This is a genomic window from Corynebacterium marquesiae (genome assembly GCF_030229635.1).
Lineage (GTDB): Bacteria > Actinomycetota > Actinomycetes > Mycobacteriales > Mycobacteriaceae > Corynebacterium > Corynebacterium marquesiae.
The window spans coordinates 1-12580 of the sequence record NZ_JASPII010000003.1 but is presented as its reverse complement, the minus strand read 5'-3'; the positions used below and the strand labels follow the sequence as shown (position 1 = coordinate 12580).

At 57.0% G+C, this 12580-nt stretch carries 11 protein-coding genes; 8 read left to right on the top strand and 3 right to left on the bottom strand.

Annotated features, from left to right (window positions below; translation table 11 throughout):
• Positions 1 to 43: 43 nt before the first annotated feature.
• Positions 44 to 2311, bottom strand: coding sequence for an acyltransferase family protein (locus tag QP971_RS02700; protein ID WP_284792130.1), 2268 nt, complete (start codon positions 2309 to 2311; stop codon positions 44 to 46).
• A 352-nt stretch (positions 2312 to 2663) separates the two neighbouring features.
• Between QP971_RS02700 and rpsP the strand changes: the two genes are divergently transcribed.
• Positions 2664 to 3176, top strand: a complete 513-nt coding sequence (gene rpsP, locus QP971_RS02695; RefSeq protein WP_284810813.1) for a 30S ribosomal protein S16 — start codon at positions 2664 to 2666, stop codon at positions 3174 to 3176.
• Between the two features lie 218 nt (positions 3177 to 3394).
• Here rpsP and QP971_RS02690 read toward each other — a convergent pair whose 3' ends face one another.
• Together QP971_RS02690 and QP971_RS02685 are read right to left on the bottom strand one after the other, a co-directional pair.
• The gene (locus QP971_RS02690; RefSeq protein ID WP_284810812.1) at positions 3395 to 4090 is read right to left on the bottom strand and encodes a TetR/AcrR family transcriptional regulator; all 696 of its coding nucleotides are present in this window, start codon (positions 4088 to 4090) and stop codon (positions 3395 to 3397) included.
• Positions 4091 to 4119: 29 nt separating this feature from the next.
• The gene (locus QP971_RS02685; protein WP_284810811.1) at positions 4120 to 4524 is read right to left on the bottom strand and encodes a cupin domain-containing protein; all 405 of its coding nucleotides are present in this window, start codon (positions 4522 to 4524) and stop codon (positions 4120 to 4122) included.
• Positions 4525 to 4630: 106 nt separating this feature from the next.
• Here QP971_RS02685 and rimM point away from each other — a divergent pair, with 106 nt between their 5' ends.
• The 7 genes from rimM to rplS all read left to right on the top strand — a co-directional run bounded on the left by rimM (position 4631) and on the right by rplS (position 12415).
• Positions 4631 to 5128, top strand: a complete 498-nt coding sequence (rimM, locus tag QP971_RS02680; RefSeq protein ID WP_284810810.1) for a ribosome maturation factor RimM — start codon at positions 4631 to 4633, stop codon at positions 5126 to 5128.
• Entirely contained in the window at positions 5125 to 5997 is an 873-nt protein-coding gene (trmD, locus tag QP971_RS02675) for a tRNA (guanosine(37)-N1)-methyltransferase TrmD (RefSeq protein ID WP_225746784.1), read from the top strand. Before rimM ends, trmD begins: the two co-directional genes overlap by 4 nt.
• Positions 5997 to 6371, top strand: a complete 375-nt coding sequence (locus QP971_RS02670) for a hypothetical protein (RefSeq protein WP_284810808.1) — start codon at positions 5997 to 5999, stop codon at positions 6369 to 6371. Before trmD ends, QP971_RS02670 begins: the two co-directional genes overlap by 1 nt.
• A gap of 121 nt (positions 6372 to 6492) precedes the next feature.
• Complete coding sequence (locus QP971_RS02665) at positions 6493 to 7131, top strand: hypothetical protein (RefSeq protein ID WP_284810806.1); 639 nt, start codon at positions 6493 to 6495, stop codon at positions 7129 to 7131.
• Between the two features lie 146 nt (positions 7132 to 7277).
• On the top strand, positions 7278 to 9611 hold the full coding sequence (locus QP971_RS02660) for a Tex family protein (protein WP_284810804.1): 2334 nt from the start codon (positions 7278 to 7280) through the stop codon (positions 9609 to 9611).
• A gap of 192 nt (positions 9612 to 9803) precedes the next feature.
• Positions 9804 to 11918 carry a YhgE/Pip family protein gene (locus QP971_RS02655; protein ID WP_284810802.1) on the top strand — a complete coding sequence of 705 codons (2115 nt, stop codon included), beginning with the start codon at positions 9804 to 9806 and terminating at the stop codon, positions 11916 to 11918.
• A gap of 152 nt (positions 11919 to 12070) precedes the next feature.
• Positions 12071 to 12415 (top strand): 50S ribosomal protein L19, encoded by a 345-nt coding sequence (gene rplS / locus QP971_RS02650; protein WP_005325245.1) that lies wholly within the window; start codon positions 12071 to 12073, stop codon positions 12413 to 12415.
• Positions 12416 to 12580: the final 165 nt, after the last annotated feature.

Below are 12580 nucleotides of genomic sequence, written 5' to 3'. Positions count from 1 at the left end.
AAACCGGCTTCGCGAAAGCGCAGCCGGTTGTGGATCTTAAGAGCTAGACTGCTTCATCTTGGCCAGCGTTGGGGTAGGGGACTGGGTTGGCATGTTGCTTGCCGGCATTGGTAGGCGCTGCGGGCGCTTGCTCCACGGCTCCTGCAGCCTGCTCCGGTGGAATATCCGGGGCTTCCTGCTGGACTTTTTCCCCGTTGAGGAAGGGCTTTAAGGCCTCGCGGATCATTGGCATTGCAGATTCCGCAAAAGCATTGGTGATGTGGTGCATGTCGCGGTAGACCATCGTATTGCCGATGATGACCGGGCAGTCACCATTGGCATCGCAGAACCACGGAGCGGTATCAATCGAGAGCATATTCTGGTACTTCGACAGCACGACCGCACCGGGATCATAAGGCTGGTAGACCTGCTCAACGCGCATGCCGCAGCCGTAGGCATCTTCGGTAGCGACGTAGCATTCATCAAACTCACGTGGGCGGCCTTCTTCATCGAATCCCCACGGGTTATCGCGGAAGCCCAAGAAGGGGATATCGCGTTCGGCCAATTCATCCCAGAATGCCTGGTAGCCGGCGGGCACGGCATCGGGGCCGGTGCCGTATTCATTTTGCGGGCGAGTGGTATTCGAGATGACTAAGGCCGGGTTCGCCTCTTCGATGTGATCCATGACCAGCTTGCCCCACTCGGCACATTCTGGGGTCACGGTGACATCGTCACCCAATTCAATCGGGCAGCCCTGGCGCAACAGCGGTACCAGCTTAAAGCCCATTTCCTTGCCCAAGCGGTCAAGGGCGGAAGAGTATTGTTCCGCGTGCGAACCGCCTACCAAATACACCTCCTTATCCGAATTCACGTCACCGAAAGTGCATGGAGTTTGCTTATCTTTCCGGGTTTCGAAGAAAAAATCGGCAGGCATACTTTGCGGTATGAAGCACCAGTTAGCTGCAACTGGTGGCTGGATGCCGCGGGCCAATATCGGATCGGGTTTAATCTCCACGTTATCTGGCGGGGTGATGTCATTGATGAACGTGGTAGCGCCGGGGTAGAGCGCGGGATCCAAAAGCTCGGCGTCCGCATCGTCGAGGGTACGTATCCACAGTGGCTGGATTGCCAGTAAGCCGACGACGGACGCGGCCACTAGTACGCCGCCGACACCGCGAGCGGCACCGGCTGGCTTCTTTAGAGTGGAAAGTCCCTTGCGTACTGGCAAGTCCTCGGCGGTAGGGCGCTTGCGATGTTGGCGCAGCGGCCGTTCCAAGAAGCGATGGGTAAGGTCCGCCAGCAAAAGCGAGATGGCGATGATGATAACGCCCAGCCACCACGAAGGGGTTTCTTGGCCCAAGTAAGAGGTGGACAGGATGAGCAGCGGCCAGTGCCATAGGTACAGTGGATAGGCTATATCGCCCAACCAGCGAGCTTGCTTGGACGCCATAGCCTTGGAAATCTTGCCACCGCCGCCCAAGATAATGAGTACAGCGCCTCCCAGCGGCAACAGGGATAGTGGACCAGGATATGCGGTGGTATCTGCGATAATCGCACCGGTGAAAACCAGCATCAGCAGGCCAAGACCGGTAAAGAGGTCATAGAACCGAGGTGGGATCTTCCACGAGGAACCGTAAATAGCTAGTACCGCTCCTAGGGTCAGCTCCCAAGCACGCGACCACGTGGAGTAATAGTTCTCTGGGGTGCCGTAAAGACCATGGCGCGAAGCGTAGGCAAAGGAGACGATGGTGACCATGATGAGGATGGGGCCAGCAATCTGATTCACAGTGGGGAAACTGCGCTTGCCAAGTCGCTTCTGCTTGGGCCGGAGTTTCATGATGGCAGCCAAGGTGAGGGCGAAAGCGATGCCCATGATGTAGAACTGGCCCTGTACAGCCATGGACCACATGTGCTGTAGCGGGGAAGTATCGGCAGCAGCGGCGGTGTAGTCCGCGTTTTGTTCAGCCAGCTCCCAGTTCTGGTAATACAGCATGGTCGCTGTGATCTGCTGGGTTAGCTCCGTGCGCATGAGCTGTGGTGTAAAAACGCGTACCAAGAGGTAGGTTACGCCGATGACCAAAACCAAGCTCGGAACCAAGCGGCGCAATGTACGCCAGATAGGCCACCACGGATTGAGCGAGGCGTTGGGCTTGCTTGCGTAGCGCAGCTGGGAGCCCAAGAAGAAGTAGCCGGATAGCAGCAGAAATACGTCGACGCCGCCGGAAACGCGTCCGACGAATACGTGGTAGATAACTACTAGGCCGATTGCAATACCGCGCAGACCATCAAGGTCATAGCGGTACCGGAAATTTCGTGGTGATTCTTTAGTCATAAACTGTCTTTTCGTGCGCCGTTTCTAATGGGTGGGGTAGAAGACGCGCCATATATATGAAACCAAGTGTCTATATTCGGCCCTTAAGGGTACTCTGCTTCTTTATCGTTGGCATAACGCACCAGCGTGTGTGACGTAGCAGTTTTTGAATTCGCCGTTCTTCGCGCTAACATACTTCAAGTTATCTTCTCGGTTGTGCTGAGCTAGATGAACTACAGAACGTAATATTCTGCGTAGCACCGTTCCCGTCTACGGTCGGCCGGTATGTCACGCGCAGATAAAATCCAAGGGTTGAACCGGCGCATTATGTAGTGCGCGTCTGTACTGCCCAGTGACTAGAAAAGGAGCCATCATGGCTGTCAAGATCAAGCTGCAGCGCGTGGGCAAGGTCCGTGCTGCTGAGTACCGCGTCGTTATTGCGGATGCCCGTACCCGTCGTAACGGCAAGGTCATCGAGAACATCGGTATCTACCACCCGAAGGAAGAGCCCTCCCTCATCCAGATCGATTCCGAGCGTGCACAGCACTGGCTGTCCGTTGGCGCACAGCCAACTGAGCCGGTTCTCGCTCTGCTGAAGGTAACCGGTGACTGGCAGAAGCACAAGGGCCTCCCGGGCGCAGAGGGCACCCTGAAGGTTGCTGAGGAGAAGAAGTCCAAGCTGGAGATCTTTAACGAGGCACTGGCTGAGGCTAACAATGGCCCGACCATCGAGGCCATCACTGAAAAGAAGAAGAAAGCCAAGGAAGAAGCTGAGAAGAAGGCTGCTGAGGAAGCTGCTGCAGAGGCTGCCGCTGCTGCCGCCGGAGAAGCTGACGCTGAGGCCGAGGAGAAGGCTGAGGAAGCTTCCGAGGAGTCCGCAGAGTAATCTGCCTCCCTTGTTAAGCGCATAGCGCTTTAGCTTCGGCCCCCGCCGCTACGATCACTGATCGTAGTAGCGGGGCCTTTATAGTTTGGGGGAAGAACGCCGGCACACGATAGCGACCGCGCACGCTAATCCTTGGCGGGGCTGCGTGCGCGGTCGCTGCTGACAGTGACGCGCTAGGAAACTTGCGGCATCCATGTCGGGGATAGGCCAGTTCGCCTTTAGTTCTGTGGCTTGTAGCTGGAGTAGCGGCTGTAGACGTTAGAGGGGTCCTTAAAGTCCATGCCGCGCAGGGCGCCTGCAACAACAGGTGTGAAAAGCTCGAGGATCTGCTCGCGTGGAAGCTGTGACATGGGGCCGTTGATGGCAAGTACGGTAAATCCGTGTATGGTCGACCAGGCCAGCAGAGCATTCTGCATGAAATACGTAGCGTCAGTGGTATTGTCCAGTGCTTCCGCGTGGTGGGACAATAGGGCGAAGAAGTCGCGAATCTGCTGTAGGTGATCCATCTTTGGATCATCTTCCGTATTGGGATCTACGCCAAGCATGAAACGCAGCGCCTTCCACTCCAGCATGCAGCGGAAGAACTTGGTCTCATCCAAGGCAAACTCGAGGTAAGCGTACCCAATCTGCATCAGGTGCTCTGGAAAATCTAGGCCCTCTGCGGTCTCGGTAGTTTCGTGTAAACGCCGGACCAACTCATCGGTGGCAAGTTCAGCGACCTTATCGTGCAGTTCTTCTTGGTCCCTGAAGTGGCGGTATGCGGAGGTAGGGGACACTCCTGCTTCGCGGGTTACCGCACGGACAGTAATTGCGTCGGGGCCGCTTCTTTTACCTAGTTGAACAGCGATACGGAGCAGCTCATCGTGGAGGTTTCCATGATGGTAGGGCTTATTGTGAGTTTCTTTAAAATTCATATTATCACCAAAACCTATGCGTGTATAAATTATTTGGTTAGCATGGTGAGCAGTAAAATCGCGGGGGTAGAAGGGCCGCCGCTCTCGCTTGTAGCCTCGACCTTATGTACCTCATATGCAGGAAGGTGCACGATCGAGCCGGGGGTGAGCGTGATGGTTTCACTGCCGTAGCTGAAGTCAAGCTCACCGCGCAACGCCTGTACGGTGATGGGATGTGCGGCCTTATGGTCGGGCAGGGACTGTCCAGGTGCAAAGCTAAAGAGAATGAGGTTGGCACCATCGGCGCTCAAGACGCGCTGTACGCCCGGGCGCGGGCGGTGCGGATCGGTATCTGGCGCGATGTCCAGCAGGTTTAGCGCGGACATCACGGCTTCCTCGCCTGAATGAGAAGCTGCGCCAAACGTATCTGGGGAGTTGGTTGGTAGATCGCTCATGAGCCCACTTTAACGACAATGAGACTCAAATTCTGGGCTTGCTTTCCAAAGCGCCAAAATTAATGACTGACAAGGGCAAAGAGGTCTGTGTTGTAGACTTTCCGCTATGGAATTGATGATTGGTCGCGTGATTAAATCGCACGGCGTGAAAGGTGAAGTCGTAGTAGAAGCCACTACGGATGAACCGGAGGTGCGCTTTGCGGTAGGGGAAGTTCTTCATGGCACGCAGGGCAAGAAGGAGCACACACTAACTATCAAGGCGGTCCGGAGCCATAAGGGAAGGCTGCTCATTACCTTTGAAGAGATCAAAGACCGAACAGTGGCGGATAGCCTACGTGGTACTAAGTTCTTTGGTGCTCCGCTCGACAGTGATGATGATGGCTTTTATGACCACGAGTTGGAAGGGCTGCGCGTTCTTTTAGCTGGCAAGGAAGTTGGTAAGGTCACATCAATCATCCACGGCGGAAGCCAGGATTTGTTGGAGGTAGAACTCGACAACAGCAAGGAGGCGCTCATTCCCTTCGTGCATGCCATTGTTCCTGAGGTGAACCTGGAGGCTGGAACGTGCACCATCGATCCGCCGGAAGGACTGCTTGACCTATGAGGCTTGACGTCATCACCATCTTTCCGGAGTACCTAGACCCGTTGCGGCATGCGCTTTTGGGAAAGGCCATTGAACAAGGTCGCCTTGAAGTAGGTGTGCACGACCTGCGGCAGTGGGCTACGGATGCGCATAAGTCTGTCGATGACTCGCCGTTCGGCGGTGGCCCCGGCATGGTTATGAAGCCAGAAGTTTGGGGGCCGGCGCTCGATAGCGTCGCCGCGCGGGAAAGTGCGCCTAATTTAGAGTCTGCGCTGCCACACCTAAACCGTCCGCGCCACGATGAATTAGAAGGGGTAGAAGCACAAGCCTATGCGGTTGATGCCACGGCCGATGAGGATAGCGACCTCCCACTGCTTATCGTGCCGACGCCAACGGGAAAACCGTTTAGCCAAGCAGATGCGCGGGCGTGGTCCAATGAGGAGCACATTGTTTTTGCCTGCGGGCGTTATGAGGGCATCGATCAGCGCGTGGTGGATGACGCCGCTCGGCGCTACCGCGTGCGCGAGGTTTCCATCGGCGATTATGTGTTGATCGGTGGGGAAGTGGCAACGTTGGTGATTGCTGAGGCAGTAGTGCGACTCATCCCCGGTGTACTGGGAAATAAGCGCTCTCATGAGGAAGATTCTTTTTCTGATGGGCTCTTGGAAGGCCCGAGCTATACCAAGCCGCGAGAGTGGCGTGGCCTAGCCGTGCCGGACGTGCTCACCTCGGGAAACCACGGTTTGGTAGACACATGGCGGAGGGAACAGGCTTTGCTGCGCACGTGGCAACGCCGTCCCGAACTTTTGGAGGCGGCTGAGCTCGATAAGGACGACAAGGCCTTCATCGCGCAGTTGGAACAAGAAGCCAACACACAGGGTGAAGGCTAATGGAGGTAAGCGCTGACCTCTCCGTACTCCTAGTAACCCAGGAGTGGGAGAATAGCCTCGAAGCATTGCCGGAGACGCTGCGGGCACGGGGCTTTGAGCCGCTAAGCATTTTCGCTCTCCAGGTAGCGGAGGAGTGCACTGAAAGCAGCCCGCTAGCGCAGGAATATCACTTCAGATTCGGCCAGTGGCCACAAGGAATTCCGGTGTGGCGGCTCATCGTAAACGCAGAGACCACGCAACCGCTGGCCACTGTGGCTTCCTTAGTAGCAGACTGCTTGCCGCCGGCAGCCTCATGGGTGGGCAGTGCGGAAATCGGTTTTACGGAGATGGGGCTTGGTGCCCCGGCTGTGTGGCGGACGGATTCTGGGTTATAAGCGGAATCTGGAAAACTATTTAGCGCTTTTTCATGCCTACACTGCAGCGCATATGCCTTCTAGGGCTATAGTAAAGGGGACATCCCCTCCAGATTCCTATTCCCAAGGCGGTCCCTAAAATATGACGGCTCCCAACGGCAATAACTACGGTGGATATAACCAACAGCCGCCCCAGTACAATCAGCAGTATTATTCCCAGCCACAGCAAAGCGGTGGCGTAGGTGGCGCCACGATCGCCGCGATTATCGCAGCCATTGTGGCGGTCATCGCGGTGGCAGCCATGGTCATCATGTTCGTGACCAATACCAAAGATGATGCATCGACTAGCGCGGCCGCCGATAGTCAATTCCAGCAGGCTGATGCCAATAGCGGCTCCGGCTCCGGATCTAGCAAGCACTCCGGTTCCTCGTCCCAGGACGATGCTGAGGATGGGGATGAAGATTCCAGCCCGGTCACGGTGACCAAGACCCAGGACGCCCCAGCACCAGCACCGGCGCAGGCAGCGTCTTCTGGCAGTAGCAATGGGCACTCTTGGAGTGACTTCACTAGCTACTATCCAGCGACCACCAAGACCTCCAGCGGCTTTGCCAGCAACGTCTATACCGCGTTTATGAATAACTGGGTCGCTGGCGGCGGAACCGGCGCTACCTTGAGCGTCTACTCGCCGGCCACCGGTGGTACCTACACCATGTACTGCTCCGGCAGCTCTTCGCGCGTTTCCTGTGCCGGCGGCGATAACGCCCGCGTGGTTATCTACTAAGAACGCACCATAGCAACCTCCTTTCCTTCCTAGGGAAAGGAGGTTTTGTGCGTCTTGGGGGCGTCGGCAAGCGAAGGCGGTGGAGGGGCCGTGCGGTAAATTGGGTGGGTCTAATCCCAAACCTCGAGAAAGAGTGAGGAGACCACGTGAATATTGCGGCCACTATCGCCGCCGAGCTCAACGTCAAGGAATCGCAGGTTTCTACCGCGTTGCAGCTGCTTGCGGAGGGCAATACAGTGCCCTTTATCGCCCGCTACCGCAAGGAGGCCACCGGTGGGCTGGATGACTCCCAGCTGCGCACCATTGAAGAGCGCGCGAACTATCTAAAGGAACTACAAGAGCGCAAGGAGACCATCCTTGCGGCGATTGAAGAGCAGGGCAAGCTTGGCGACGCCCTCAAGGAGCAAATCCTTGCCTGCGAGACCAAAGCGCGCCTAGAAGATTTGTATCTGCCGTATAAGAAGCGCCGCAAAACCAAAGCCGATATCGCCCGCGAAGCCGGCCTTGAGGAGCTGACCGATAAGCTCATAGCGGATCCCAACGCCGCTCCAGAAGAGTTGGCACAGGCCTTTACCACCGAGGGCTTTGAGGGCACCAAGAAGGCGCTCGACGGCGCCCGGGCCATCTTGGTGGACCGCTTCGCGCTCGACGCGGATCTGGTGGGTGAAGTACGCGAGCGTATGTTCACTGAAGGCTCCATGGGCGCGCACGTTATTGAGGGCAAGGAAGCCGAAGGCGCGAAGTTTAAGGATTACTTCGATTTCAACGAGCCCTTCCACAAGCTGCCTTCGCACCGCATTTTGGCGCTGCTGCGTGGCGAGAATGAGGGAGTGCTGCAGCTGCAACTAGATGCCGGCGATGACGCCGATTACGAGGATGTAATCGCCTCCCGCTTCGAGCTGGATCGCTCCTCCAAATGGCTTGCCGACGCCGTCCATTGGGGCTGGCGCACCAAGCTCTATATTTCCTCCAGCCTGGACGTTCGCATGCGGCTGAAAGAGATTGCGGAGGAAGGCGCGCTGAAGATCTTTGCCACCAATTTGCGCGACGTGCTGCTCGCGGCACCTGCTGGCCAGCGTGCCACCATCGGCTTGGATCCGGGTTATCGCAATGGTGTGAAGTGTGCGGTAGTGGACAAAACCGGCAAGGTGCTCGATACCGCCATTGTCTACCCGCATCAGCCGCAGAACCAGTGGAGTCAAGCAGTTCAGACGCTGTCGACCCTGTGCGCCAAGCATTCTGTAGACCTTATGGCCATCGGCAACGGCACCGCCTCCCGTGAGACCGAGAAGTTTGCCCAGGAAATTGCGGACCTTATCAAGCAAGCTGGGGGTCAGCGACCCACTCCTGTGGTGGTCTCGGAGTCCGGCGCCTCGGTCTACTCAGCTTCGCCGCTTGCAGCGGAGGAATTCCCCGACATGGATGTCTCGCTGCGCGGTGCGGTTTCCATCGCTCGCCGCTTGCAGGATCCTTTGGCTGAGTTGGTCAAGATCGATCCTAAGGCTATTGGTGTGGGGCAGTACCAGCACGACGTTAACCAGACCGCGCTCGCTCGCACCCTTGATGGCGTCGTGGAAAGTGCGGTAAACGGTGTGGGCGTAGATCTCAATACCGCTTCCGTCCCGCTGCTTGAGCGTGTGGCGGGTGTCAATTCCACCATCGCCGCCAATATCGTTTCCTACCGCAATGAACACGGTTCTTTCGCTTCCCGCAAGGAACTGAAGAAGGTACCGCGTCTGGGGCCTAAGGCCTTTGAACAGTCTGCGGGCTTTCTCCGCATCAGCGGCGGTACCGATCCGCTGGATTCCTCTGCCGTACACCCGGAGGCCTATCCTGTCGTCTCCCGCATCGCGGAGAAGACGGGCCTGGGTATTTCTGAACTTATTGGCAATACCCGCGTACTCAGCACGCTGGCGCCAGCAGACTTTGCAGACGAGAATTTCGGCATTCCTACGGTGACCGATATCATCGCCGAGCTGGATAAACCCGGACGCGACCCGCGCCCTGAGTTCAAGACCGCCACCTTTAAAGAAGGCGTACATAAAGTCTCCGATCTCACCCCAGGCATGATTCTTGAGGGCACGGTGACAAACGTGGCGGCATTTGGCGCCTTCGTGGACGTCGGAGTCCATCAGGATGGCCTCGTCCACGTTTCTGCCATGAGCCACAAGTTTGTCTCCGATCCGCACGAGGTCGTGCGCTCTGGCCAGGTGGTCAAGGTAAAAGTCATGGAGGTCGACGTTGAGCGGCAGCGCATCGGGTTGTCTTTGCGCCTAGATGATGAACCGGGGCAGCAGACTCCCAAGCGCCGCGGCGATGCGCAACATGCTGCAAACTCTGGTGGCAAGGGAGAAGGTAAGCGCTCCGGACACAAGTCCGGGCGCGGTTCCCGGGGAGGCTCGCGCGGCCGCACTGGTGGTCGAGGTGGCTCCGGCGGAGGTGGAGCCATGGCCGATGCCCTGAAGAAGGCAGGCTTCTAGTGGCCGTTGTCTAGCCCTTTTACCTGCCGCTTTTGCTCCCATCGTTGCGTACGGTGGGAGCTTTTGCATCCCTAAGGGAGAATTCCTCCACGCCGTGGAACCCAATACATGCCCATACCGTCTCATAATGGTAAGTTTGGCAAAACTAATTAAAAGGCGCGTGGCGCCATGTCAATTGCAAGGAGAAGGAAAATGAGCAAAGCGGCTAAATCCAGCCATGGCAGGGGCGTGTTGGGTTGGCACCGCGTATTGGATTGGCGTCCACGCAGTGCATTGGCGCGGGTACTCATCGTGTTCTTCCTAGTAGCGCCCATCATTATTGCCGGAACCATGATGTGGGCGATGTGGGACCCGTCCAAATACATGCGCAAGATTGACTTAGCGGTGGTGAATGAAGACGCGGGCGTCAATAAGCAAGGCGCATATACCAATTATGGCGATCAGGTGGTGAAAGGTCTGCTGGATACTGACTACCTAAATTTCGCAGAGGTGAATAAGGAAGAGGGGGACCAGGGGCTGATCAAGGGCAAGTACCTGCTGGTGGTGACCATCCCCCAGGACTTTTCCCAAAAGGCAGTGACCATCATCAGTGATAAGCCCACCAAACCTGAAATTCACTTCGCTAGCAATGACTATTTCGGCACGAACGGCTCCGTTATTTCTTCGAGCCTAATCCCGCAGGTGCAAACCAGCGTGGAAAATGCAATCTCGAAAAAATATGCTGACCAGGTAATCGAAGGGCTCAATAAGCTAAGCGATGGATTAGGCACTGCCGCCGAAGGCGCTGGACGTCTCGATGAAGGTGTCGGCAAGCTGCAAGAAGGCGGCGGTCGTGCGGTCGCCGGCATAGGTGAGCTGGGAGTCGGCGCAGGAAAGCTGCATGATGGAACTGGTGCGCTCCTTGATGGCACTACCCGCCTCAATGAGGGGGTCGGGCGACTCGATGATGGTGCCGCTCGTCTGGATGATGGGGCAACGCAACTTGCTGAAGGCTCCGATAAGCTGCTCGCTGGCACTGGCCGTCTCGCCGATGGTGCAGGCCAGATCGATGGTGGAGTCAATCAGCTCACGGGAATGCTCATCCCAGTGCTCAAACAGGCCCAAGTCGTGGTTCCCGCGCTTTCACAACTGGTAGAGGTACTGCGTAACTTGGGGATGGGGCAACAGGCTGAACGGCTCCACTCGCTCGTATCCAAGCTTGATCCGGCGACGAATGGAAACATGGTGGAGAAACTAGAACAGCTTTCTCATGGTACTGGCCAGCTGTACTACAACCTTTCAGATCCCAACTCGGAGTATCTGGGAGGCATGAACAAGCTCAATGGCGGGGCGCACCGTCTCGCTGATGGCACCAAAGAGCTGCACAGCGGCGTTGGAGAACTCAGCAACGGCGCTGCTCAGCTGCACGATGGCACGAGCCGCCTCCATGATGGAACCGGCACCCTGAAGGCGGGAACAGACCGCTTGGCGGCCGGCGGTGCCGAGCTCAAGGGAGGCATGGATAAGCTAAAGGCTGGTTCTGGTGAGCTCTCGCAGAAGTTGGCAGAGGGTGCAGACAAAGCGCCATCTATCTCCAAACCGGAAGACTCGGCTCAAAACATGGCCGTTCCCATCAACTTCACCGCTTCCAATGTGCACCCAGTCCAAACAGTAATAAGCCCCGCGGACCCTACCCACAAAGACGTCACCGGTGGCGCCTCTTTGCTCTTAGTACTCGTCTTTGGCTTCCTTGTCATGCTGCTGGTGGCTATGGTGTTTCCCTATTACCTCGGCCGTAAGGGAATTCCAGTCACGCATCCTGCGCGCAGGATACTTCTTGCGTTCTTCACGCTGTCTGCACTCAACTTCATTGTCCTTGCCTTTATGGCGCTGATGTCAGCGACTTTGGGGTGGTCACCGGCTAGCTGGCCGATGATTCTCGGGGTAGTAGCGGCCATCGCGGCGGTGGGCGCGGCGACTTACCAGTTTTTCCACGTGACTTTTGGCCGAAAGATTGGTGGCATCTTCGCCTCGGGACTCTTTGCCCTCGGCGTGATGGTCTTTGGCGGCGTGTGGCCGGTGGCCGCGATTCCCCGCCCATTGAGCATTATGCACTCTTTCCATCCGATGACCTACGCAAAAGATGCTTTCACGCGTGCCACTGATGGGATTCATGATGCGACCTTCTGGACTGGAATGGCAGCCCTGCTCGGATTCACCCTCATCGCACTTTTCGCCTCGTATGTGGTCTTCCGCGCGCGTCACTTGGGTACGGCGAAAATCCTCGATGAGCACCTTGTCCGCTCCCAAGCTGCTGTGGCGGCGTAATTTGGGCAGGGAAGGAAAGTGGTGCCGGGGAGGAAATTTGGTTCCTGCCGGTGGATGTGGAAAAATAGTGCACCGTTCTATGTAACGGGCACGAACCGGTTAGGCTTCACGCCGCTAGGGTCCTCTGTCCCAAACTGAAAAGGAATATTGGCATGTCCAACATTATTGACAAGGTCGATGCAGCACAGCTGCGCGACGATATCCCGTCCTTCCGCCCAGGCGATACCCTCGACGTTAACGTAAAGGTTATCGAGGGTAACAACGAGCGTGCACAGCTCTTCAAGGGCATCTGCATCCGTCGTCAGGGCTCCGGCATCCGTGAGACCTTCACTGTCCGTAAGGTTTCCTTCGGTATCGGCGTTGAGCGTACCTTCCCGGTTCACTCCCCGAACCTGGAGTCCATCAAGGTCTCCCGCCGCGGCCGCGTTCGCCGTGCGAAGCTCTACTACCTGCGCGACCTGCGCGGTAAGAAGGCTCGCATCAAGGAGCGCCGCTAGTATTAGCGCGCTGCGCGCCAACATCCCCCTTACGCCCCTGTGGGTGCAAGGGGGATTTTCTATGTCTCATTCCAGGGCGGATTCTAGTGGGTTAAGGGTCAAAATGTGTGTCTGGCTCGGCGTGTCGCGGGGGTTAGATTTGGCCTTTTTGAATGCCGATTGAGT

Bases quoted from the DNA above. Each gene is read 5' to 3' on its own strand.
- QP971_RS02700 (WP_284792130.1), bottom strand. From the start codon at position 2,311: ATGACTAAAGAATCACCACGAAATTTCCGGTACCGCTATGACCTTGAT.
- rpsP (WP_284810813.1), top strand. From the start codon at position 2,664: ATGGCTGTCAAGATCAAGCTGCAGCGCGTGGGCAAGGTCCGTGCTGCT.
- QP971_RS02690 (WP_284810812.1), bottom strand. From the start codon at position 4,090: ATGAATTTTAAAGAAACTCACAATAAGCCCTACCATCATGGAAACCTC.
- QP971_RS02685 (WP_284810811.1), bottom strand. From the start codon at position 4,524: ATGAGCGATCTACCAACCAACTCCCCAGATACGTTTGGCGCAGCTTCT.
- rimM (WP_284810810.1), top strand. From the start codon at position 4,631: ATGGAATTGATGATTGGTCGCGTGATTAAATCGCACGGCGTGAAAGGT.
- trmD (WP_225746784.1), top strand. From the start codon at position 5,125: ATGAGGCTTGACGTCATCACCATCTTTCCGGAGTACCTAGACCCGTTG.
- QP971_RS02670 (WP_284810808.1), top strand. From the start codon at position 5,997: ATGGAGGTAAGCGCTGACCTCTCCGTACTCCTAGTAACCCAGGAGTGG.
- QP971_RS02665 (WP_284810806.1), top strand. From the start codon at position 6,493: ATGACGGCTCCCAACGGCAATAACTACGGTGGATATAACCAACAGCCG.
- QP971_RS02655 (WP_284810802.1), top strand. From the start codon at position 9,804: ATGAGCAAAGCGGCTAAATCCAGCCATGGCAGGGGCGTGTTGGGTTGG.
- rplS (WP_005325245.1), top strand. From the start codon at position 12,071: ATGTCCAACATTATTGACAAGGTCGATGCAGCACAGCTGCGCGACGAT.